25 protein-coding genes and 1 other RNA gene are annotated in these 22,764 nt (G+C 46.6%); 25 read left to right on the top strand and 1 reads right to left on the bottom strand.

Annotation, left to right across the window (positions count from 1 at the left end; translation table 11 throughout):
• Nucleotides 1-57 precede the first annotated feature (57 nt).
• The 16 genes from ybeY to ICC18_RS34705 all read left to right on the top strand — a co-directional run bounded on the left by ybeY (nt 58) and on the right by ICC18_RS34705 (nt 12,495).
• On the top strand, nt 58-582 hold the full coding sequence (gene ybeY / locus ICC18_RS03080) for an rRNA maturation RNase YbeY (RefSeq protein ID WP_188172895.1): 525 nt from the start codon (nt 58-60) through the stop codon (nt 580-582).
• Nucleotides 582-1,286 (top strand): diacylglycerol kinase, encoded by a 705-nt coding sequence (locus ICC18_RS03085; RefSeq protein ID WP_188172896.1) that lies wholly within the window; start codon nt 582-584, stop codon nt 1,284-1,286. Before ybeY ends, ICC18_RS03085 begins: the two co-directional genes overlap by 1 nt.
• Nucleotides 1,287-1,292: 6 nt before the next feature.
• Nucleotides 1,293-1,745, top strand: a complete 453-nt coding sequence (locus tag ICC18_RS03090) for a cytidine deaminase (RefSeq protein WP_312029483.1) — start codon at nt 1,293-1,295, stop codon at nt 1,743-1,745.
• Entirely contained in the window at nt 1,745-2,644 is a 900-nt protein-coding gene (gene era, locus ICC18_RS03095; protein WP_188172898.1) for a GTPase Era, read from the top strand. The genes ICC18_RS03090 and era overlap by 1 nt, the downstream gene beginning before the upstream one ends.
• Nucleotides 2,645-2,737: 93 nt before the next feature.
• Entirely contained in the window at nt 2,738-2,896 is a 159-nt protein-coding gene (locus ICC18_RS03100; protein WP_188172899.1) for a YqzL family protein, read from the top strand.
• A 29-nt stretch (nt 2,897-2,925) separates the two neighbouring features.
• The gene (recO, locus tag ICC18_RS03105; protein WP_188172900.1) at nt 2,926-3,675 is read left to right on the top strand and encodes a DNA repair protein RecO; all 750 of its coding nucleotides are present in this window, start codon (nt 2,926-2,928) and stop codon (nt 3,673-3,675) included.
• Between the two features lie 169 nt (nt 3,676-3,844).
• On the top strand, nt 3,845-4,663 hold the full coding sequence (locus ICC18_RS03110; protein WP_223192267.1) for a pyruvate, water dikinase regulatory protein: 819 nt from the start codon (nt 3,845-3,847) through the stop codon (nt 4,661-4,663).
• A 260-nt stretch (nt 4,664-4,923) separates the two neighbouring features.
• Entirely contained in the window at nt 4,924-5,388 is a 465-nt protein-coding gene (locus ICC18_RS03115) for a YaiI/YqxD family protein (RefSeq protein WP_188172901.1), read from the top strand.
• Between the two features lie 50 nt (nt 5,389-5,438).
• Nucleotides 5,439-7,268 carry a DNA primase gene (dnaG, locus tag ICC18_RS03120; RefSeq protein ID WP_188172902.1) on the top strand — a complete coding sequence of 610 codons (1,830 nt, stop codon included), beginning with the start codon at nt 5,439-5,441 and terminating at the stop codon, nt 7,266-7,268.
• A 43-nt stretch (nt 7,269-7,311) separates the two neighbouring features.
• The gene (gene rpoD, locus ICC18_RS03125; protein WP_188172903.1) at nt 7,312-8,430 is read left to right on the top strand and encodes an RNA polymerase sigma factor RpoD; all 1,119 of its coding nucleotides are present in this window, start codon (nt 7,312-7,314) and stop codon (nt 8,428-8,430) included.
• Nucleotides 8,431-8,546: 116 nt separating this feature from the next.
• Complete coding sequence (locus ICC18_RS03130) at nt 8,547-9,377, top strand: hypothetical protein (protein ID WP_188172904.1); 831 nt, start codon at nt 8,547-8,549, stop codon at nt 9,375-9,377.
• 1 nt (nt 9,378) lies between these two features.
• A complete protein-coding gene (locus ICC18_RS03135; RefSeq protein WP_188172905.1) occupies nt 9,379-10,143 on the top strand; it encodes a tRNA (adenine(22)-N(1))-methyltransferase in 765 nt (254 codons plus the stop codon).
• Entirely contained in the window at nt 10,119-11,228 is a 1,110-nt protein-coding gene (locus ICC18_RS03140; RefSeq protein ID WP_188172906.1) for a Nif3-like dinuclear metal center hexameric protein, read from the top strand. Before ICC18_RS03135 ends, ICC18_RS03140 begins: the two co-directional genes overlap by 25 nt.
• Before the next feature lie 89 nt (nt 11,229-11,317).
• Nucleotides 11,318-11,728: RNase P RNA component class A (rnpB, locus tag ICC18_RS03145), an RNA gene on the top strand.
• Nucleotides 11,729-11,865: 137 nt separating this feature from the next.
• Nucleotides 11,866-12,327 (top strand): MarR family winged helix-turn-helix transcriptional regulator, encoded by a 462-nt coding sequence (locus tag ICC18_RS03150; protein WP_188172907.1) that lies wholly within the window; start codon nt 11,866-11,868, stop codon nt 12,325-12,327.
• Nucleotides 12,328-12,495 (top strand): thioredoxin family protein, encoded by a 168-nt coding sequence (locus ICC18_RS34705; protein ID WP_188172908.1) that lies wholly within the window; start codon nt 12,328-12,330, stop codon nt 12,493-12,495.
• 14 nt (nt 12,496-12,509) lie between these two features.
• On the opposite strand, the gene ICC18_RS03160 is transcribed toward ICC18_RS34705, so the two are convergent.
• Nucleotides 12,510-14,384: a S8 family peptidase gene (locus ICC18_RS03160; protein ID WP_188172909.1), complete on the bottom strand. Its 1,875-nt coding sequence runs from the start codon at nt 14,382-14,384 to the stop codon at nt 12,510-12,512.
• Nucleotides 14,385-14,565: 181 nt separating this feature from the next.
• On the opposite strand from ICC18_RS03160, the gene ICC18_RS03165 reads away from it, so the two are divergent.
• From ICC18_RS03165 to ICC18_RS03205, 9 genes are all read left to right on the top strand, one after another.
• On the top strand, nt 14,566-15,066 hold the full coding sequence (locus tag ICC18_RS03165) for a YpuI family protein (RefSeq protein ID WP_188172910.1): 501 nt from the start codon (nt 14,566-14,568) through the stop codon (nt 15,064-15,066).
• An 82-nt stretch (nt 15,067-15,148) separates the two neighbouring features.
• Nucleotides 15,149-16,243 (top strand): glycoside hydrolase family 15 protein, encoded by a 1,095-nt coding sequence (locus ICC18_RS03170; RefSeq protein WP_188172911.1) that lies wholly within the window; start codon nt 15,149-15,151, stop codon nt 16,241-16,243.
• A 47-nt stretch (nt 16,244-16,290) separates the two neighbouring features.
• Nucleotides 16,291-16,506: a DUF1540 domain-containing protein gene (locus tag ICC18_RS03175; RefSeq protein WP_188172912.1), complete on the top strand. Its 216-nt coding sequence runs from the start codon at nt 16,291-16,293 to the stop codon at nt 16,504-16,506.
• 22 nt (nt 16,507-16,528) lie between these two features.
• Nucleotides 16,529-16,963 carry a hypothetical protein gene (locus tag ICC18_RS03180; protein ID WP_188172913.1) on the top strand — a complete coding sequence of 145 codons (435 nt, stop codon included), beginning with the start codon at nt 16,529-16,531 and terminating at the stop codon, nt 16,961-16,963.
• Between the two features lie 342 nt (nt 16,964-17,305).
• Entirely contained in the window at nt 17,306-18,598 is a 1,293-nt protein-coding gene (locus ICC18_RS03185; protein ID WP_188173214.1) for a hemolysin family protein, read from the top strand.
• A 137-nt stretch (nt 18,599-18,735) separates the two neighbouring features.
• Complete coding sequence (locus ICC18_RS03190; protein WP_188172914.1) at nt 18,736-19,431, top strand: lytic transglycosylase domain-containing protein; 696 nt, start codon at nt 18,736-18,738, stop codon at nt 19,429-19,431.
• 151 nt (nt 19,432-19,582) lie between these two features.
• Entirely contained in the window at nt 19,583-20,761 is a 1,179-nt protein-coding gene (locus ICC18_RS03195) for a cysteine desulfurase family protein (RefSeq protein WP_188172915.1), read from the top strand.
• Nucleotides 20,758-21,960, top strand: a complete 1,203-nt coding sequence (thiI, locus tag ICC18_RS03200) for a tRNA uracil 4-sulfurtransferase ThiI (protein WP_188172916.1) — start codon at nt 20,758-20,760, stop codon at nt 21,958-21,960. The genes ICC18_RS03195 and thiI overlap by 4 nt, the downstream gene beginning before the upstream one ends.
• A gap of 54 nt (nt 21,961-22,014) precedes the next feature.
• Nucleotides 22,015-22,695, top strand: coding sequence for a TerC family protein (locus ICC18_RS03205; protein WP_188172917.1), 681 nt, complete (start codon nt 22,015-22,017; stop codon nt 22,693-22,695).
• The last annotated feature ends 69 nt before the right edge of the window (nt 22,696-22,764 follow it).

Below are 22,764 nucleotides of genomic sequence, written 5' to 3' on the forward strand. Positions count from 1 at the left end.
CGGTGATGTTGATTGTGTAATTTATATTTGTGGGGTTAATTTAAGGAGGCGGCTGCAATGGCAAGTGTTGATTTAACGCTGGAATGGAGCAGCGAGCAAGAAGTAAAGGACATCACGCCTGAGTTTGCCGGCAAACTTGAAGAACTTTTACGACTGGCTGGTGAGTCGGAAGGCGTTACTGCAGGCGAAGTTGCGCTTACATTTGTTGACGATGAGGCGATTCATGAGCTCAACAAGCAGTACCGCAATATCGATAAACCGACTGATGTGCTTTCGTTTGCGATGAGCGAATTCGGCGTGGATGAGATTGAAATTAACTACGAAGACGGTGAAGAAGTCGAAGGTGCGGACGGTGACGAGGATTTTGCATTTATTGAACCGTTAGGCGATATTATTATTTCTGTGCCACGCGCCATTGCCCAGGCAGAAGAGTACGGACATTCAGTTGAACGAGAGCTTGGATTTCTGTTCGTGCATGGCTTCCTGCACTTGATTGGTTACGACCATCAGAGTGAAGAAGAAGAAAAAGTGATGTTCGCTAAGCAAGAAGAGATTTTGCAAAAAGCAGGTCTCACCCGCTAATGTCGGACGGCTTCCGTAAATGGCGCAGGAGCTTCCGATACGCTTACGAAGGAATCAAATATGCTCTTGATACGCAGCGCAATATGAAATTTCATTTTTGCGTTGCTTTTCTCGTTTTACTGGCGGCCTTGTTCTTTCAATTGCCCAAAACAGATATCCTGTTTATTTTGCTGGCCGTCACCCTCATGATTGTTACGGAACTTATTAATACCGCTGTGGAAAAAGCAGTCGATCTGGCGATGCCGGATCGTCATCCGCTTGCCAAAATTGCGAAGGACGTCGCCGCGGCGTCCGTATTGGTGTCCGCGGGTTTTGCCGTCATTGTCGGTATGATTGTGTTCTTCGAACCTATAGACCGATTGTTTCGGCAAGCCAAGCTTCAAAATACTCCTATTTCAGCGGGGACTATATGGGTACTGATTGCACTCGTCGTTCTGACCGTTATCGTCATTGAAACTCGTTTCTCTGACAAAGGGAAGCTCGTTCGTCCGAGCCTTCTGGTTGCAATCGCATTCGCAGTATCGACAGTCATTACGTTATTTGTCACCCTGACTATTGTCGCACTGCTTGCGTATACGTTATCCGCACTTATCTTTATGATTCTGTATGATAAAAAAACAAGACCATTCCCAGCCCTCATACTGGGAGCGTTAATTGGCACAGCAGTAACCATACTAGCTTTTGCATGCCTGCATTTACTTTAAACTCTTATTTTAAGCAATAATAATCAAGAAGGGACGAAGTCTATGGATCCAAAAGAACTTATTCAACATGCTAGAGAAGCAATGAAAAAAGCTTATGTACCTTATTCAAAATTTCAAGTTGGAGCTGCGCTGCTTGGGGCCGACGGTCATGTGCACCATGGCTGCAATGTCGAAAATGCCGCCTACGGGCCAACGAATTGCGCCGAGCGGACCGCGTTATTTCGGGCAATCGCGGACGGGAACCAGGCAGGTTCTTTTCATGCAATTGCCGTTATGGGTGATACGGAAGGACCGATTTCTCCTTGTGGCGTTTGCCGACAAGTTTTGATAGAGTTATGTAAGCCGGATATGCCTGTTTATTTAGGAAATCTTAAAGGTGACTTCGTTCAAACGACAGTTGCAGATTTATTGCCTGGAGCATTTACAACCAAAGATTTGCATTCAATGGAGGAAAAGTAGTGACTAACAAGGAGTTTAAATCAGGCTTTGTCGCGATTATCGGACGTCCGAATGTAGGGAAATCGACGCTGATGAACCAGATCATCGGCCAAAAGATAGCCATTATGTCGGACAAGCCGCAGACAACACGGAATAAGATACATGGCGTTTACACATCGGATAACGGTCAGATCGTTTTTCTGGATACACCAGGCATTCATAAGCCGACATCCAAGTTGGGCGATTACATGAGCAAAGTTGCACACAGCACGCTTGGCGAGGTTGACGCGATTCTCTTTCTAGTCGACGTAGCAGAAGGTTTGGGCGGCGGGGACCGATATATCATCGAACAGCTTAAACATGTAGAAACACCGGTCATCCTCGTACTTAACAAAATAGACCGCGTACATCCTGAAGAGCTGCTGCCTATTATCGTGAGCTACAAAGATTTGTACAATTTTGCTGAAATTGTGCCGATTTCCGCTCTAAAGGGCAATAATGTGACAACGCTGCTGGAGCAAATCATCCGATACTTACCGGAAGGACCGCAGTATTACCCGGCTGACCAAATTACGGACCACCCGGAACAATTCGTATGCGCTGAGCTCGTCCGTGAGAAAATTCTTCACCTAACGCGTGAGGAAATTCCACACTCGATTGCCGTTCAAATTGAAGACATGCGGGTGGAGGAAAACGGTCTTGTTCGCATTTCGGCCGTTATTTTCGTTGAACGCGATTCGCAAAAAGGAATTATCATCGGCAAGCAGGGCAGCTTGCTCAAAGAGATCGGCAAACAAGCCAGACAGGATATTGAGGCGCTGCTGGGCTCCAAAACTTTTCTGGAACTTTGGGTAAAAGTCAAAAAAGATTGGCGCAACCAAGAGCGTGTTCTGCGTGATCTCGGATTCCGCCACGAGTAATAACGGTTTATTCGTACCAGTTATTGCAAGGCATAGATTAGCCTCCTCCGAACCATCCTATACGTATCACGAGCGATGGGGAGGATGCTGCACATGAAAGACTTTTCGTGGAAGTATTTTTCAAAGACCGGTGATGTAGATGCCTATCTGCTGTATAAACAAGTCTCTGCTCAGCCAGGCATGGAGACAGATATACAGGAAGAGGATCAAAGTAACGAAGAGCCGCTGGAAGGGCTGGATGGCTTTCATTAGTTCTAAGCGGCATTCATGGGGGACGTTAATTGCTGCGCAGCGTACAAGGAATCGTGCTTCGTAGTATGGACTACGGAGAGGGGAACAAAATTATAAGTCTGTTCACACCCGAGCTTGGCAAAGTCAGTATCATGGCTCGGGGAGCCAAAAAAATGAAAAGCAGACATGCCGCCGTAACGCAGCTTTTTACGTACGGCGATTTTGTGTTTTTCAAACAAAGCGGTCAAATGGGTACGCTGAATAGTGCCGAAATTATTGAGGCGCACCACGCTTTGCGTGAGGATTTATATATGTCCGCCTATGCTTCTTATTTAGTCGAGCTGACGGATAAAATGCTGGGTGATGAAGAGGGAAGCTCCTATTTGTTCGAGCAAGTGAAGGCCGGTCTCGCTGCGATTGAAGAGGGCAAAGACATGCAAATCGTCGTTCATCTGTATGAGATGAAAATGTTTGATTTGGCAGGGTATTTGCCCGTAACAGATGCCTGTGTTTCTTGCGGAGCTGAATCTCCGATTACAGCCTTTAGTCCTGCAATGGGAGGGATATTGTGTGCGCGCTGTCGGCATAAAGATCCGGTTGCCATACCCATAGGAGAAGGTGCATTGAAGCTGCTTAAGTTGTTCCCTAGAATGGATATGCGGAGGCTTGGCACCATTAAAGTCAAGGAAGAAACGAAAGCGCAGCTGAAGCAATGCCTGCGTGCTTATATGGACGTTCACGTTGGTATTCAGTGGAAAGCAAGAGGATTTATTGAGCAAATGGAGAAATATAATATTTGACCTTTCTGATTTATTGACATGTGGATTTCGCTTTGATATGATTTGTTGAAAACGTCTCGCCATTCTGCTGCATGCATATTGGTGAGTTTTTTTGTGCTTTCGTTCTGTTCTTGCATGGCGTACATACTTATGACTAATGGGACGCACTTATTGAAAGGAGAGCAGGGATATGATGGACCATCAATCGCCAACCCGCGTATATGTTGTCTCAGATTCGGTAGGAGAAACAGGGGAATCTGTTGTACGTGCCGCTGCAATGCAATTTTACCCTGCACATTTAGAAATTGTCCGTGTCCCTTTCATTCATGATCGCGAAGGCATTGATAAAGTGCTGAATACGGCCCGTGTTCAAGGGGGAATAATCGTGTTTACCTTAGTTATTCCTGAGTTGCGTGACGATTTGATTCAAAAGTCGAATGAATACGGAATTCCTTACATTGATTTGCTTGGACCTATCGTATCAACTTTAGGGCAAGCACTGCAGCAGGAGCCGCGAAGACAGCCTGGAATGATTCATCCGCTGGACGAGGATTATTTCAAAAAAGTCGAAGCCGTTGAGTTTGCAGTTAAGTACGATGACGGTCGGGATTTTAGCGGTATCCAAAAGGCCGACATCATCCTGCTTGGTGTCTCACGCACCTCGAAAACCCCGTTATCCATGTACTTGGCGCATAAGCGATTCAAAGTGGCCAATGTGCCGCTTGTGCCGGAAATGCAGCCGCCCGCGGCTATTTATTCGGTACCCAAAGAAAAGATTATCGGTCTTCGAATTGATCCGGATAAATTGAATGTAATCCGGCAGGAACGTCTGCGTACGCTCGGACTTGCAGAAAATGCAACCTATGCCAATGTAGAACGTATTAAGATAGAACTGGCATTTGCCGACAAAATTATGAGTAAAATCGGCTGCGTCATCTTCGATGTCTCGAACCGGGCCGTTGAGGAGACGGCTAGCCTTATCATGGATCATATCGAGCGAATCCAGTAAGTCCACTTTCATAACGATGCTGTTCAGGGAATGATTCGACGTTGAATCTTGAACGAATACGGGAAGTCCAGTACTCACGTAGCAAATCACTACGCTCCGTTCCTCCTTCTCCATATAACGTTCAACCTTCTCGGTTCTGAAAGCGGACTTTTTTAACTTGCATTAGTAGAGTTTTATCTTTATCCTAGCAGGATTTTTTGCAAGTCCATCGTATATAATATTACGGTGAGATTCCGACAGAGCATCGGGGGCTATGGAAGATGCGAGCGAGAACTATTATCGTCGATGCCGATGCTTGTCCTGTTAAAGCCGAGATTGAGCAGGCGGGCAAACAATTCGGTGTTCAAGTCATACTAGTTGCTTCCTTCGATCACCGAATGAAGGAAAGTACAGACGTCAAAGTTGTACAGGTCGATCGGTCCGATCAATCTGTCGATTTGTATATCGCCAATCATATTCACAAGGGTGATATTCTGGTGACGCAGGACTTCGGACTTGCCGCTCTGGGATTGGCCAAAGGTTCGATTTGTTTAACTAACCGGGGGCAGCAATATACCGATAGTACGATTGACTTTCTTTTGGATCGTCGGCATACTTCCGCCAAAATGCGCCGAAGCGGTAAGCACGGCAAGGGGCCAAGACCCTTTACCGAAGCGGATCGGCAATATTTTCTACAAGGATTGACAAAACTTTTGATTCGATTGCAGGAAATTGAAAAAGAGTAGCGAATAGTAATGAGTCGGAAACGCTGACTTGAATTGTAGGTGGAACGAACATGAGGTACGGACGCATACCTGAAGAGGTCATCGAGGCTGTCCTCAAGCGCCATGATATCGTTGATGTCATTGGCAGGCATGTCCATTTAAGTAAGCAAGGCCATTATATGAAGGGTCTATGCCCCTTCCATTCTGAGAAAAGCCCATCTTTCACCGTCACACCGGAAAAGCAGATATATCGCTGTTTTGGTTGCGGGGCTGGCGGAAATGTTATACGTTTTTTGATGGAAATCGAAGGTCTTAGTTTCTCTGAAGCCGTGACCAAGCTGGCTGAAGAGGTTGACATGCCTATCACTTGGGAAGAAGCAACGGAGGAGCAGAGCGAACAGCAGCTTGAGAAAGCCAATCTGCTGAAAGCTTATGATTTTGCTGCAAAGTTGTATCATTATATATTAGGCAACACAGAGCAAGGTAAAATGGCCAAAGGCTATCTGGTCTCACGGGGAATATCGGATAAGCTGATCGATACGTTTCAAATCGGTTACGCGCCAACCATGTGGGACACACTCGTTCAACAGCTGGAAAAACGGGGATTCTCGTTGCCGCTGATGGAGAAAGGCGGGCTCATTTCCGCCAGACACGAAGGCAGCGGGTATGTGGACAAATTCCGGGACCGCATCATGTTCCCGATATGCGATCCGACGGGTAAGACTATCGCGTTCGGTGGAAGATCGATGGGTGATGCACAGCCCAAATACTTAAATAGTCCGGAATCTATGCTGTTCAATAAAAGCCGGACAGTATACAACATGCATCAAGCTAGACCTCATATGCGTAAGCTTCAACAAGCTGTTCTATTTGAAGGCTATGTGGATGTAATCAAAGCATGGGAGGCAGGCGTCAGCAATGGTATCGCCACGATGGGTACAGCCTTGACGAAAGAACATGCGGCGTTATTAAACCGCAATGCGGACAGAATCGTCGTATGTTATGACGGCGACAATGCCGGACAATCCGCCGCATTCAAAAGCATACCTCTGTTAGAAGAGGCTGGCTGTCAAGTAACCGTAGCGATGCTGCCGGATGGTAAGGATCCTGATGAATATGTAAGTACTTACGGTTTTGACCGATTTGTACGGGAGATTATTGAACCTGCCGTACCGTCGATGAAATATAAGCTTTTATACATTCGTAAAAACTTCAAGCTGCACGAGGACGGTGACCGACTCCGTTATTTGCAAGCCGCAGTAAAGATGATTGCTGATCTCCATTCACCTATGGAACGTGAACATTATTTGAAGCAGCTTGCTTCGGAATTTCCGGATTCGTCTTATGAGTCGATGAAGCTGGATCTTCATGAAATCTTGCTGCAATCGGAAAAAAACCGATCAGACGGGGATAATAAACCATTTCTGTGGAATAATGTTATGAATAATGGGAGACCAGCTGGAAGATCGCGAGATCCTATTCTCGACAAATATCAAAAGTCTGAGCGATTGTTACTTGCGGCTATGATGCAAGACCGTGAAGTATGCAAGTATGTTGAAGAGCAATTAGGCGATCAATTTAATTTCGAAGCTCATGCAGTATTAGCTGCTTATCTATATTCTTTTTTTGAAGACAATATGGAGCCCGACGTAAGCCGATATATGTTAATGCTTCAAGATGGAAAGTTGGAGAGCTTAGCCAGTTCTATTGCAGATATTGGAGCTGGTCACGTTAGCAGTAATCGAATCGTCGATGATTACATCAGTGAAATCAAGAAATATTCGATTACACAAGAAATTGCCCGCATGACTGAACAAAGCATGATAGCTGACAGAGCGGGCGATACGAAGAAAGCAGTTCAGTTAGCAATTGAGATTATGGCCCTACGTAAGCAATTATAGTCAACTGGAGACACTTATTTGTAGGGAGGAGGGAGTCCGTACTATGGCGAATGATCAGCGTACAGAACTAGAGACAGAATTAACCCTGGAACAGGTGAAAGACCAGCTAATCGAGCAGGGTAAGAAGCGGTCCTCACTGACTTACAAGGATATTATGGAGAAATTGGCCCCCTTCGATCAGGACCCGGAGCAAATCGATGAATTTTTCGAACAGCTTTCTGAGCATGGCATCGATGTAGGGAACGAATCGGACGACGAGATGTCAATTAATCCTGATGAGCAAGAACACGATGAATTCAATTTCGATGATGATCTGGCTTTGCCGCCGGGCATTAAAATTAATGATCCTGTTCGGATGTATTTGAAGGAAATTGGTCGTGTACCGCTTCTTTCTGCGGAAGATGAAGTCGATTTGGCCAAACGGATTGAGAATGGCGATGAAGAAGCAAAAAGACGCTTAGCAGAGGCTAACCTAAGACTCGTAGTCAGCATCGCGAAGCGTTATGTGGGTCGTGGCATGCTGTTCCTGGATTTAATTCAAGAAGGCAACATGGGGCTTATTAAAGCTGTAGAAAAGTTCGATCACACCAAGGGTTACAAGTTCAGTACGTATGCAACTTGGTGGATTCGTCAAGCGATTACTCGCGCAATTGCAGACCAAGCGAGAACAATTCGTATACCGGTACATATGGTTGAGACGATTAACAAGTTGATTCGGGTTTCCCGTCAATTGCTGCAAGAACTGGGGCGCGAACCTACACCGGAGGAAATTGCGAAAGAAATGGATCTCAGCACGGATAAAGTACGTGAGATCATGAAGATCGCACAAGAGCCGGTATCCCTTGAAACGCCGATTGGTGAAGAGGACGATTCCCACTTGGGAGACTTTATTGAAGATCAAGAAGCTTTAGCGCCAGCGGATGCCGCGGCATATGAACTTCTGAAAGAACAGCTTGAGGATGTTCTGGATACGTTGACCGAGCGAGAAGAAAATGTACTCCGCTTACGTTTTGGACTGGATGACGGACGCACGCGGACGCTTGAAGAAGTAGGCAAAGTATTTGGCGTGACTCGAGAACGGATTCGTCAAATTGAGGCCAAAGCGCTCCGTAAACTAAGACACCCGAGTCGAAGCAAACGATTAAAGGATTTCTTGGAATAAGTGAGAAGGCCCTGCCCCATCGACGTGGTGGGGTCTTTTTGTGTCAGTTTCTCCAATTCATACTAATGCGTTCAGCCAAATTCACCGATAAAGTAGCTAGGAAGGTGAGCGAACTAATGGATACCGAAAAAAGGAAAATAATAGTAAAAGAAATCGAGCATTGGCGGAGAAGCAGGCTGTTGCCCGAACATTATTGTGATTTCTTGATGAATTTATATTTAGACGAAGGAATGGAAAAACCAAAATCGTTGATGGGAGTTTCTGCGTCCTCAGTAGCGAACAGTAATTGGAAAATATGGATAGTCGTCATGGCGATCATTGCCGCTTTAGCCTTATCTGCTCTTAATTTTAACTCTTTTGGAATGCCAATGCAAATTGGAATTTCCACTCTTTTTGTCGTAATTTGTTATGTGCTTGGATATCGTCAATACAATAAATCACCTATCGTCAGCTGCTTACTTTGTGGGCTTGCTTCGATGGCAATGATTTTTATTGGTCTTTACTTGTTGCACTTGTATGAAGTGAGTTCATCTTATGCCTATGTCGGTTATGTAGCCCTCTGCAGCTTGGTTTGGCTCATCAATGGGCTGGCGGCTCGAATGGGGATCTTTCAATTTTGCGGCTGGATCGGGCTTGTTGGCACGTATGGCTGGTTTTTGATGCGTAAACTGGACAATCCCGGCTGGTTCTTGCTTGAAATTAGTTGGATTCCCGTTAGTATAGTACTTATATGGATCGCATGGCTTGTGCATCATACCAATAAGCAGTCTGCAAGTATATTATTATTGGTAGGTGGACTGGTTTGGTTCGCTCCAGAAGCAATTACGTTTCTAGTTGATGTAGATATGAGCTCCAGATTGATCCAATTGTCGTTTACAGGTAAGCTGGTATCAGCGGGAATAGCGTTATTTTTGTTTCGTAAAAAATGGGTAGAGTGGGTAATGTAACATGGTGAAATTATCAAAAAGACTTCAAATGATTGCAGACCGAGTACCTAAAGGGTCCCGACTCGCCGATATCGGTTCAGATCATGCGCTCCTTCCGACTTACTTGGTCCAAAAAGGTATTGTTGTATACGCGGTAGCCGGTGAAGTAAATCCTGGGCCTTTTGAGGCTGCGACCAGGCAGGTTTTGGAATGCGGATTGTCAAGTAAAATTAGTGTTCGATCAGGTAATGGGCTCGCTGTCATTGAACCGGGCGAAGCAGAAGTAATTACGATCGCCGGCATGGGCGGAAACCTGATTGCCAGTATTTTGGAAGCTGGCAAGCACAAGCTGCGCGGCGTGAAACATTTGATTTTGCAGCCGAATGTTGGTGAGGATCAAGTACGTCGTTGGTTGGATGAGCATGGATGGTTCGTTGAGTCTGAGGCGATTTTGGAGGAAGACGGCAAGATCTATGAAATATTGACTGCCGTTCCTGCGGAAGGCGTTATGGCGGGTCCGTTCCAAGCCTTGTATCAGGATAGGCGTTTGCATGGCGGCAAGGTCGTAGACAAAGCCCGTCTCCTGCAAATGGGACCTTATTTGTTGGAAGAAGCCCCGGAGGTTTGGTTTCGCAAATGGGAAAGCGAGCTGGAGAAGCTTGCGATGATTGAGGCACAACTATCTCGCTCTTCGGCTGAAGCTTCCAAGGCGAAGGCTGAACAAATTGCCGAAGAAATTCGGGAGATCAAGGAGGTGCTCGCTTGTTTGCAAAAGGTCAAACCGTAATTCAATTATTTGAACAGCTTGCACCTAAGCATTATGCAATGCCGGATGATAAAATCGGCTTGCAGCTCGGCTCCTTGCAAAAAGAAATCCGAAAGGTGCTCGTGGCGCTTGACGTGACAGACGAAGTCGTGGAAGAAGCCATTCGCATCGGAGCGAATCTCATTATCGCCCATCACGCGATTATTTTCCGTCCGCTTGCACATCTTCAAACCGACACGCCGGCTGGCCGTCTTTATGAAAAGCTAATCAAGCACGATATTGCTGTTTATATCGCTCATACAAACCTGGACGTCGCGGAAGGCGGCATCAACGACATGATGGCAGTGGCACTCGGATTAACTGAGCTGACGCATCTCGAAGATGTGCATACGGAGAAGCTGCAAAAACTTGTAGTCTTCGTGCCTGAGACGCACCATCAGCAGGTGCTGGATGCCCTATTCGCCGCGGGAGCGGGGTGGATCGGGCAGTACAGCCATTGCAGCTTCAACATCCCCGGCACGGGCACGTTCCTGCCGCAGGAAGGGACTCAGCCGCATATCGGGGAAGCGGGCAAACTCGAACGCGTACAGGAAGTTCGCGTGGAGACGATCGTAACCGCCAGCGTGCAGCGCAAGGCGGTTCAGGCGATGTTGAAGGCCCACCCCTACGAGGAGGTGGCCTATGACCTCTACCCGATGGATCTCAAGGGTAGAGTGTTCGGGCTCGGCCGCGCAGGCAAACTGCCTGCGGCCATGACGCTCCGCGAGCTGACGGAGCTCGCGAAGCGGGTGTTCGACGTGCCGGCGGTGCGCGTCGTCGGCGATTTGGCACGGCCCGTCCGCAAGGTGGCCGTGCTGGGCGGATCCGGCGGCCGCTATATGCGGCACGCCATGTTTGCCGGCGCCGATGTGCTGGTCACCGGCGACATCGATTACCATACCGCGCACGATGCGTTGGCAGCGGGGATTGCTTTGCTCGACGTAGGGCACAATGTCGAGAAGATTATGATACGCGGCGTGGCCGATTATCTCGCCGCGCAGCTGGCGAAGACGGACACACAAGTGATCGCGTCCGTGGTGAACACGGAGCCATTTCAATTTCTATAAATCTGATCAAGTTCTTTCCGCTGGAAAATGAGGAAGCGATCAGTAGTTGTATTTCGCGGACAATCCTTGTATACTAGCAAATGCAACGGAAAGTTTGACAGACAATCGCTGGCGTGGTGACACGCGAGAGGAAAGTCCGGGCTCCATAGGGCAGGGTGCTGGATAACGTCCAGTCAACGCGAGTTGAAGGATAGTGCCACAGAAACGGACCGCCGATGGCGCTTAATAAGCGCACAGGCAAGGGTGGAACCGTGGTGTAAGAGACCACGAGGTTCTATGGTGACATAGATCCTGGTAAACCCCACTTGGAGCAAGACCTAGAGGAACGCAGGCCGCTCTCGCAGCGGCAGTCTTTGCCCGAGACGCGTTCGGGTTGGTCGCTTGAGCCGTGCAGCAATGTACGGCCTAGATAGATGATTGTCGCTTCAATGGTGGCAGGGAAATAGACGCCCGTTATGACCACTGGAAGTACAGAACCCGGCTTACGGCAAACTTTCCATTCTGTCGGTTACCCGCAAGGCTTCTCGCCTTGCGGGTATTTCATTTTTCTTGACTTTTTATTTTAGTTAGTAAATAATATATTTAATAAATATTTAGTAAGTAAAGTTTATGTGCTAAAATAAAAGGAGGTTTTCTCATGAATGAATTTGAGTGTCAGGGCGATTCCACTTTCCTAGTTCAAGAATTAGCACGTACTTTTGGTCAACTATCAAGAGCAAGCAGCAAAAGCCGGTCTTTTCAAGGTCTTAGACAAAGCGAATTTACACTGCTTACAACAGTATCCTACTACGCTGGACCAAATTCTACTGGGATTAAAATTTCCGAACTGAGCAAATCTTTGCAGATGACCCCGGCAGGAGCCACTCATTTAGTTGATGCTCTTGAAGAGGGCGGTTTCCTTGAGCGCATGCCGGATCCGGACGATCGCAGGATCGTTCTTGTACGGGTAACACCGAAAGGTGAGGAGCAAATAAAATCAACGGAAGCTCATTTTTTTGATGTGTTCAAAGAGCTGGCGGCTCACCTAGGTGAAGAAGACAGCAAACAGCTTATCAGATTGCTGAAAAAGAGTCTGAGCTTCCTGAGAGATGTGAAGTAGATGGCCATTATTTCCGCCACTGGGGGAGCGTTTAAAAACCTCATCCGTACTCAAGGCGTTACCCTTGTTGATTTTGATGCTCCATGGTGTTCGCCGTGCAAAACATTACTTCCCATTTTTGAGGAGATTGTTCGCGAATTTTACGCGAGCAAAAACGCCATCCTCTAGGGACGGCGTTTCTTTTATCTCTGAGCCGAAGTATTCGGCTGTGCATAGGAATTGAAACTTTTGGTTTGTTCAGCCGCCTGAACCGCTCTAACAACATCAATCAACCCGAACCCGAAGTACTTATCTTTGCCCGGGGAACCTAAATCTTGGGCCGATTGTCTTATTATCTCGTAAACTTCGGTATTTTTAAGCATTGGATTCGTTGAGCGTATCAATGCCGCCAAGGCAGTCACATGCGGGCTAGCCATGGATGTTCCTGATAATGCGGCATATTGATTGTTGGGATACGTGCTTGCAATACTTACTCCGGGCGCAGCTACATCAATGTAGTCGCCATAGTTGGAAAATGGCGCTTTATTATTTTCCGAATCCGATGCAGCGACGGCAAATACTTCCGGGTATGCCGCAGGGAAGCCGGGTTGCTCCGTATTATCATTGCCGCTTGCGGCGATAAGCGCGACATCCTTATCATAGGCATATTTGATCGCGTCATGGAGGAAGCTGGAATCCGCGTAGTTGCCTAGGCTGAGGTTCATCACTTTGGCTCCGTGATCTGCAGCCCAGATGATCCCTTGGGCGACTGCATAGGTGCTGCCGGCCCCCGTTTGATCAAGAACTTTAATGGGAAGCACCTTGTTATACCAAGTCATCCCAGCGACACCTAGACTGTTATTGACAAGTGCGGAGATAACCCCCGCGACGTGCGTGCCGTGTCCGACATCGTCCTGCGGCGAATCTGTACCGCTAATGACATTGTAACCCGACAAAAGATTGTCTTTCAGATCCGGATGTTCCAAATCCACCCCAGTATCGACAACTGCAACGACGACATCTTCGGCCCCGCGATTCACTTGCCAGCCTTGAACAGTTTCTATTAATGGCAAGTTCCATTGATATCTGCTGAACAAATTGTCATTCGGCGTAAAATTCTGACTGATTGGCGCCGTTTCGGTTGGGTTCGCATCCCCATTCGAATCACCGTAATCATCATTGTCGTCATCAAACCAGCTGTTTGTTAAATATAAAAAGTGAGGTTCTACATAAGCGACATTCCACTTATTGAAGTAGGTCATTAACTGCTTCGCTTCCATGCCATCCGTACGAAATACGTACGTATATCCTAATTTTTGTACGGAATTAGCTTTGATCTCATTTTTGATTTGAGCAAGCTGATCATCTGTAGGGTTTTGTTTAAAACGAACGACAACCTCATTTTGGTTATAATGGCTCGTCCCTTGATTGTCTTCCGGATGATCGACGACTTTATCTTTTAATGTGTTTGTATCTACGGACTCGACTTTCCAACGATTTTCATTAGGATAGGGTTCTAGCCGTAAATTTTTGCGCTGATGGTCAGCAACTTGATGCAGGATGTCCTGATGAATGATGCCAACAAGTGAACCGTCTGCTTTCTCCGACGGTACTCCTATCACGAAATACGCTTGTTGGCCTTGGCCGAATTTGGGTGATTGATAGTGCTTTCCTGCTTCTACAGCTGTTTTTGCTTCTTTCATGTATGAAGCGGCCTGATCCTTATAAGGCGTTTGAAATTCACCGGCTTGAATACCTTGCTCCAGAGGTTGGTTTCTTTTGGACCACACCAAAACGTCCATTTTCTCATGTTCAGACTTCATTGCCTTCAAAACCTGATCCACTGGCCCGCCGGCCTCGATTTGTCCGATCATATTCGTGAAATCAAGGGAGCATTGGCTTCTGCACAAATCATCGGTCAGCTTCACATCCTGATCCAGGAGCGACTGCTTGCTTGCCATTTCATACTTCACGTTATAGATTTCAGGTCCAGGTGTTGTATTTCGGTTAGGCCGATCTGCCAGCAGGAAAATACCTAAGCCCAAAACGAGAAAAAAAGAACATACATAACGCCACATGAATAGGCCTCCTCGCATTTTATCCAAGCAATACTTCTTTATTAGCATCAAAAAAATATCTCTTGAAGTAGGGTTAGGCGCGGAGGTTTGTTTTATGCATCCCGACTGGAGTTTTGCTTATACCTTTTCAGGCTATTTTATGGTAGGATAGGAATAGCGCAATTAGAGGAGGTCTTCATGCATGGCTGTTTTTAATGTCAAAAATATTTGTGATTCTACCCGTATTAAACTAAAAGAAACTACTGCCAAAATGGAGCTGTTTCTGAATCAACATTCGCTCGCACAGTTAAATGTGGAGAATGACCCGGCAATGGATGAGTTTTACAGAGGCTATCTGCAAGATACACGCCATCTGCTTGTATTTTGTGAAGTCGCTTATGAGAAACTGGGCGTTTGCTTGCGACGTCCGACGTTTAACGTGGATTTTTCCGAAAAAGTGTTGTATGAAGTGTATCATACATGCGTCAATACATTTTTCTATCCTAAAAATGAATGCTATTCAGAAGATGGCAGATATGCCTACACAGGTCAGGATGCGATTCGTTTCCGCAAAAAGCCTTCGCGCGAAGTGCGCGATCTGACGATCGAGCTTTCCAAAGTATTCGAAGAGCTTCGTGAGGATTTGGCTTATTATGAGACAGACTACATCACTCAACGCCGCATGCAGGGCGAAAAGGTATAATAGATTCTATTTAAAGACAAAATGACAATTAAGGGATGCGACAACAGTTGCATCTCTTTTCATTTAGGAGGTGTGCAGTATCATGGATCGCGACCAGTTAACAGCTAATTGTATATCTATTATTAAATTGAACCAGCACCCTCGCGGGGGATATGCTGCATCTCCGTTATTCACCCACTATACATACAGTTGGCTCCGGGATGGCACATTTATCGCCTATGCGATGGATCAGTCTCATCAGAGCGAAAGCGCCGAACAATTTTATCGCTGGGTACACCGTGTGCTGAAGGATAAGAGAAGCACAGTGGACATGCTTATCGGCAAGCATGAACGAAAGGAATGGATTGACCGTGGGGAATTTCTGGGGACCAGGTACCATCTCGACGGCAGAGAAGATCAATCGGAATGGGGACACTTTCAACTGGATGGATACGGAACATGGCTATGGGGTTTGGCGGAGCATGTCCGCGCTACTGGCGATCACTCCTTGCTTCAGGAACTAAGAGAGAGTATCGAAATTACGGTTGATTACTTGATGACGTTCTGGCATTACCCCAATTTCGACTGCTGGGAAGAATTTCCTGACTATGTTCATCCTGCAACGTTAGCCTGTGTATATGGAGGACTTAAAGCTTTAGGTGAACTGGAGCAGCGTCAGCCTTTGTTAGAAAGAGCCGAACAGATTCGGCAATTTATCCTCGAACATGCGGTCAAGGAAGGACGCCTTGTTAAATCTATTCAATGTGTAAATGAAGTGTGGCAGCCGGTTTTGCCGGATGTTGATGCAAGCTTGTTATGGCTTGGCGTTCCTTTCGGTGTTTTGAAACCAACAGATCCGATCATGCAGCAGACCGTGCAAGCCATTGAACATGATTTGAAGCACGGCGGTATTCAGCGATACCCGGCAGATCGTTATTACGGTGGCGGAGAGTGGCTGCTTCTGACCGCATGGTATGGGTGGCTGAAGGCTGAAACCGGCGATCGTGATGAGGCGATGCGCTGCCTGGAATGGATCATAAGCAAAGCGGATCCCCTTGGAAGACTACCTGAACAGGTTGCGGACAACCTCCGAAATCCTGCCGTTTACGAAGAATGGCTCTCAAAATGGGGAGAACCGGCATTACCGCTTTTATGGTCGCAAGCGATGTTCTTGGTGCTATCTAACAAACTTAATTAAGAATAGGTCACCCCGGCTGCGGGCAAATTGTTAAAGGGGTGATCATTATGCCGGATGTGAAATGTGCAGTTGCCGATTGCGAATACTGGGCGCAAGGCAACAACTGCAGCGCAGGTACGATTATGATCGAAGTGGATCAACATGCGAACGCAAATTATAACGTAGAATTTGCCGGTGAGTCGTTTGATACGGAACACCAAGATACTGCAAAAAAAGCAGCCAGCACTTGCTGCCACACGTTTGAACCCAAAAAAAACAAATAGCTTCAAGCAACATGGAGGCAACATGAAAAAAGACGACGTTTCATCGGGCAAAGCCAAGAAGGAACGTTACCAACATGATCAGCTCCGCATCGAGAGCGGTTTAAACAACAAAGAAGAGTATGCGGCGGAAATTACTGCACCAGTGCGGAAAATTACCTACGCCGATCAGTATCGATCTGCCAAAACTAAGGAAACCGCTTCTCGCACGCAGGAAGTAGGCGATGAAGAGGTCGCCGAGTTGGTAGATTCGGTAAGGAGCAATAAAGCAGTCGGCTATATCGCCCTGTTCGTTGCGCTGGCATCTCTCTTTGTATGGCCGGTTTTGTTGGGCATCTCAGGCATGATCCTGGGCGTGATCGCGTTCTTTTTTGGCAACAGAGCTTTGGGCTCCTGGTCTATCGCACTTGGGTTAGTTGCTGTCGCCGCTTATTTTCTGTTAGTCCCGTATTATGCTTGACCATAGATTTACAAGTACAAGCCGAGAAATCGGCTTGTTTTGTTTGTTAGAGGAAAAATGGGTTTATTCGGGCCAGAGAGGGGCAATTCTCTGGTATGCCACCATTGTTGTCTCATTTTACCCCCTATGCTCCCGTTTGCTCGTACTTTTTGGCGTCAGGAGTCATATTCGCACCTTTGATTGCTTAGAGTATTATTATATAATGAAAAGTGATATTTACTATTTTAAATTGACTTTTAAGGGAGGTGTACCTACTCTCCTTGGTGCGATATTTGCACTTTAGAGGGGATAGGTAAGGTATTGGAGGATCCTTTACCGGGAACGTTAATTAGTTTTGCACTAATGCTTGGCCTTGTTTTTTTGAACGGATTTTTTGTAGCGGCAGAGTTTGCGTTAGTCAAAGTGCGAGGCAGTCGGATTGATTCGCTGGCCGAAGAGGGCAATCGTAAAGCCAAATTCGCCAAAGGCATCATGAACAACTTGGATGCCTACTTATCTGCTTGTCAGCTCGGCATCACACTTACGTCGCTTGGACTCGGTTATGTCGGAGAACCGACCTTCGCCAAAATTTTGGAGCCGCTGCTTGGCCCGCTGAACTTGCCGGAATCCGTGTTTCATACGATAACATTCCTGATTGCTTTCACGCTCATGACGACGCTGCACATCACGCTTGGTGAGCAAGTCCCTAAAATCTATGCAATCCGGAAATCAGAGCAAGTGACTTTGATCTCATCCGGACCGCTAGTCTTGTTTTACAAAATCATGTATCCTTTTATCTGGAGTCTGAATGGCCTGTCCAACTGGATGCTACGCCGTGTCGGAATCGAACCGACAACCGAACATGAATCCGCGCATACCGAGGAAGAAATTCGAGTGCTGATGAAAGAAAGTCATAAAAATGGACTAATTGATAAAACAGAGCTTACGCTTGTTGATAATATATTTGATTTTGCCGAGACAACCGCCAAAGAAATTATGATACCAAGAACCGAGATGGAATGCTTATACGCAGGCCTCTCCTTCTCAGAAAATCTCTCGATCGCCATCAAGGAAATGCGGACCCGTTACCCGGTTTGCGATCCGGACAAAGACAATATTATCGGCTTCGTCCATATCAAGGATCTTTTGAAGCCAGATGCGAATCTAAAAGGCATTAAAAAAATCATTCGACCGATAACAACGGTTCCGGACTCTATTCATATTAGCGATTTGCTCAAAATGATGCAGAAACGAAAGAGTCAGATGGCGCTGCTGATTGACGAATACGGCGGAACTTCCGGACTCGTCACGCTTGAAGATATTATGGAAGAAATCGTTGGCGAGATCCAAGACGAATTCGATGAAGAGCGCCCGACAATTGAAGTGAAGGATGATAATACATTTTCTATCGATGGACTGCTGCTCATTGATGAAGTGAATGATTATTTCGGAACCGAGATCGAATCCGATGATTATGATACGATCGGAGGCTGGATTTATGCTCAGATCGAGATTCCGCCGAGCAAAAACCAGCAAGTGACGTATAATGACGAATTGACGTTTATTGTAGAAGAAACGGACCATCTTCGTATCTCACGGGTCAAGGTCCGAAAGAATCTTGAACAGAACGAGGTCTTGGAGCAAAACATTTCTTAGGGTATGAGAGGGACAGCCAAATGGCTGTTCCTTTTTTTTGGCTAAGTATCGATCGCAAAAAAATGAGGATAGTCTCCAGGGCTCAAAACGTGTACAATAGAGGAAGCCTAACACATCTACAGAAACGAGGACTCCGCATGAACAGCATTGACCCTAGAGTCATGAAAGAATTGCTGCAGCTTCAGATACTAAATAAGATGAGCTTATTATCAGGCGATACTTCAACATCCGGCTCTGATGATTCCGGCGATTTTGGCGCACTCTTAGAGGCTATTATGGGACAAGCGGCGTCAAGCGGCAGTAATGACACAACGTTGTCCTCCACGCTAGGCCAGACAACCGGCAACATTCCAAGTGCTTTAATTGCTTTGAATAAATCGTATACCCCGTTGCAATCGGTAAGTAAGGAGTCAGCTTCCACGCAATACGATAATCTCATTGAAGCAGCCAGCAAACGCTTTGGCGTTGACTCCTCGCTAGTGAAAGCAGTCATTCAACAAGAATCTCATTTTAATCACCGTGCAGTATCCTCTGCCGGCGCCAAAGGCTTGATGCAGCTTATGGACGGTACGGGCCGCGGGTTTGGTGTAACGAACCCTTTTGATCCTCAGCAAAATGTAAATGCAGGTACGCATTTTCTGAGCAATTTGCTAAAGAAGTACGAAGGCAATGAAGGCGTTGCTTTGGCCGCATACAATGCCGGACCTAATCGTGTAGATCGACTTGGTATCCGCAATGATCAAGACTTGGCCGATAGAATTCATTTACTGCCAAGAGAGACTCAGGCATATGTGAAAAAAGTACTCGGGCACAAGATAAGCTTCTCTACATAAGTTGTATGATAGCGGGCTGATTTCCGTTTATTTTACGGGGATCGGCTTTTTTTTGTTTTCAGCAGAAGCTTGAGTTATGTCTCATTTTAAGCTTTAATGATGAAAGAATGCATTTTAAAAAGATTTGTATAAGCAAGCGAGGAAAAAAATTATGCTTTATCTGGATTACGCGGCAACAACCCCGCCATATGAGGAAGTAGTTGAAACAGTTGCCGAAGTGATGAAGCAACATTACGGCAATCCGTCTTCGATACATAGACTCGGCATGCAAGCTGAAAAGCTGGTACAGGGTTCCAAAGAGATTGTGGCTGGCGCTTTAGGCGTACGTGCTGATGAAATTATTTGCACGTCTTGCGGCACGGAAAGCAATAATCTTGCCATTAAAAGTGCAGCATATAGTTATCGAAATCGTGGAGATCATTTGATCACCACGGTCATTGAGCATCCTTCCGTTCTTGAGGTATTCCGTCAGCTTGAACAGGAAGGATTTCGAGTCACCTATTTGCCGGTGGACAATAAGGGGATTGTCAAGCTGGATGAACTCAAGGAAGCGGTGTGCGATGAAACAACGCTTGTCAGCATCATGTATGTCAATAATGAGGTAGGCAGCATTCAACCGATTCGTGAGATTGGGAGGATCCTTACTGATTATCCTAAGATCATCTTTCACGTCGATGCGGTGCAAGCCATTGCCAAACTGCCTTTTCGGCCGAAAGAATGGCGCGTCGATTTGTGCAGCGGATCGGCTCACAAGTTCCGAGGTCCCAAAGGCGTCGGCTTCTTATATCGCAGGGACGGTATACAACTGAAGCCGCAACTCGCCGGTGGAGGCCAGGAGTACGGTGTCCGTTCCGGAACGGAAAATGTTCCTCTTATTGTGGGGATGGCTAAAGCGTTAAGGCTTTCCATGGAGGATATGGAGGCAAAGACAGAGCACAGGTACCGGATCAGGCGGCGCATTGTTCAAGGGATTGCCGCTATTCCTGAGCTAGCGATTACAGGATCAGAGCTTGAAGTTGAGGCGGCACCACATATTGTACATTTTTCTTTCAGCGGTATGAGGGCTGAAGTGGTTGTCCATGCTTTAGAACAGAGAAATATTTATGTTTCTACCAAATCTGCATGTTCTTCGGGCGAGTCGGATCCAAGCCTGGTGATGCTGGCCATGGGCTGCAGCCGCGAGCAGGCGGCCAGCGGGCTGCGCATAAGCTTTTCCGAGGAACATACGGAAGAGGATGCAGATCAATTGATAACGGCGCTACGGCATGTTGTAAATGAGCTTGCCCCAATGCTTAACGTACCGTCAGCCAGGAGGGGAAAGCGAAGATGAAACCGGATTGTATGATTCTGCGTTTAGGGGAATTAACGCTCAAAGGCAGGAATCGAAGACGCTTTGAGAAAAGCGTGATGTCGCAAATTCGTCACGTGTTCGCGGCATTTCCAGATTTAAGGTATATTCCTGAGTACGGGCGCGTATATGTGGAGCTAGGAGGGGCTTCGTTTGTGGAAGCGTCAGCGGCGCTTCAGAAAGTATTCGGACTGACGTCGTTTAGTCCTGCTTACCATGCCCCGCTTGAGCTTGAAGCGATTCAGGAGCTTGCGCTTCAGATGATGAAAGCTTTGCCAAAGCAGCCGGCCACATTCAAAGTAAGCGTTCGAAGGGTAAATAAATCGTTTCCTTATGACTCGCAAAAGATGAACGTTCTGGTCGGGGGTTATGTGCTGCAAGCCTGCCCAGGACTTACGGTGGATGTCCATCATCCTGAAGTTGAATTAAGGGTAGAATTGCGCGAAGAAAGAGCTCTGCTGTACGTAGAAGTGATTGAAGGGGCAGGCGGGTTCCCTTTAGGAACGAATGGTAAGGCGCTGCTCATGCTCTCAGGCGGAATCGATAGTCCTGTAGCCGGCTGGCTGGCCATGCGCAAAGGACTCGAGCTTGAAGCGATTCATTTTCACAGTTATCCCTATACCAGTGAACGCGCAAAGGAAAAGGTCATTGAGCTGGCACGGCAGCTCTCGGGCTATACACATTCCATGAAGCTCCATCTGGTGCCGTTTACGGATGTGCAAACATCGATTCACCGTGTTTATCAAGATAACTTATTGGTCACTCTGATACGCAGGGCTATGTACCGTATTGCTGAGAAAGTGGCAGAACGCGAAGGATTGGACGCCATTGTTACAGGTGAAAGCTTGGGACAGGTAGCCAGTCAAACCTTGTCCAGCCTGAATGTGATTGGCCGCGTCGTATCGCTGCCGACTTTGCAGCCTTTGATTATGATGGACAAGCAAGAGATCATCCGGATTGCGGAAAAAATCGGAACATTCCCGATTTCCATATTGCCGTATGAGGATTGCTGTTCGTTGTTTTTACCGCCGTCGCCCAGCACAAACCCTAATTTGCGAGTGGTAGAAAAGTTGGAACATAGTATGGATTTCCTGCCGGAGCTTATCGAACAAGCTGTACGGCAAACAGAAACCATACAGATAATGTTTAGCGAAAATAAGGCAACACAACACTTGTTCTGAAGTCAGAATGAAAATAATAGTAAAACACAAAAGTATGCTTCGGAGGTATGAAAGATGGTAGAGGCGCTCTTTTTGTTTTTGCAAATTATGTTAATCAATATTGTGTTAAGCGGAGATAATGCCGTAGTCATTGCGCTGGCGAGTAAAAACTTGCCGCTTGAGGAGCGTAAAAAGGCGATATGGTGGGGAGCATTCGGTGCGATTGCACTACGCTTAATTCTTACTTTAGTTGCTGTGAGCCTTCTTAAAATTCCTTATATCCAAGCCGGAGGTTCGATTCTGCTGTTCTGGATCGCAGTTAAACTGCTGACTGACGACGACAGCCATTCCAATGTCAAAGAGGCAACTACGCTGGGCAAAGCGATCTGGACGATTATTGTCGCAGACTTTGTCATGAGTCTGGATAATGTTCTGGCCATCGCAGCCAAAGGCAACGGAAACATGACGGTCATTATTCTCGGTATCGGACTCAGTATTCCCATCATTATTTGGGGCAGTACCTTGGTCATGAACCTGCTTCATAAATACCCGATATTTGTTTATCTGGGAGCAGGTGTACTGGGCTATACGGCAGGAGAAATGTTTGTCAAAGATGAGAAAATGATCGATTTGTTCCTTTTGGAGAACGAATTCCTCCATGTATGGATTCCAATTACCACTACGTTGTTAGTCGTAGGCATTGGATTTGCCGTGAAGTGGGCACGCACGCTGAAGTTGAAGACACGAAACGGCTAGGTTGGGAAAACCGTCAAGTTGATGATTAATCAACTTGGCGGTTTTTATGTTTTTTTGAAACTTTTTACC

This window comes from Paenibacillus sedimenti, assembly GCF_014534655.1.
Lineage (GTDB): Bacteria > Bacillota > Bacilli > Paenibacillales > NBRC-103111 > Paenibacillus_E > Paenibacillus_E sedimenti.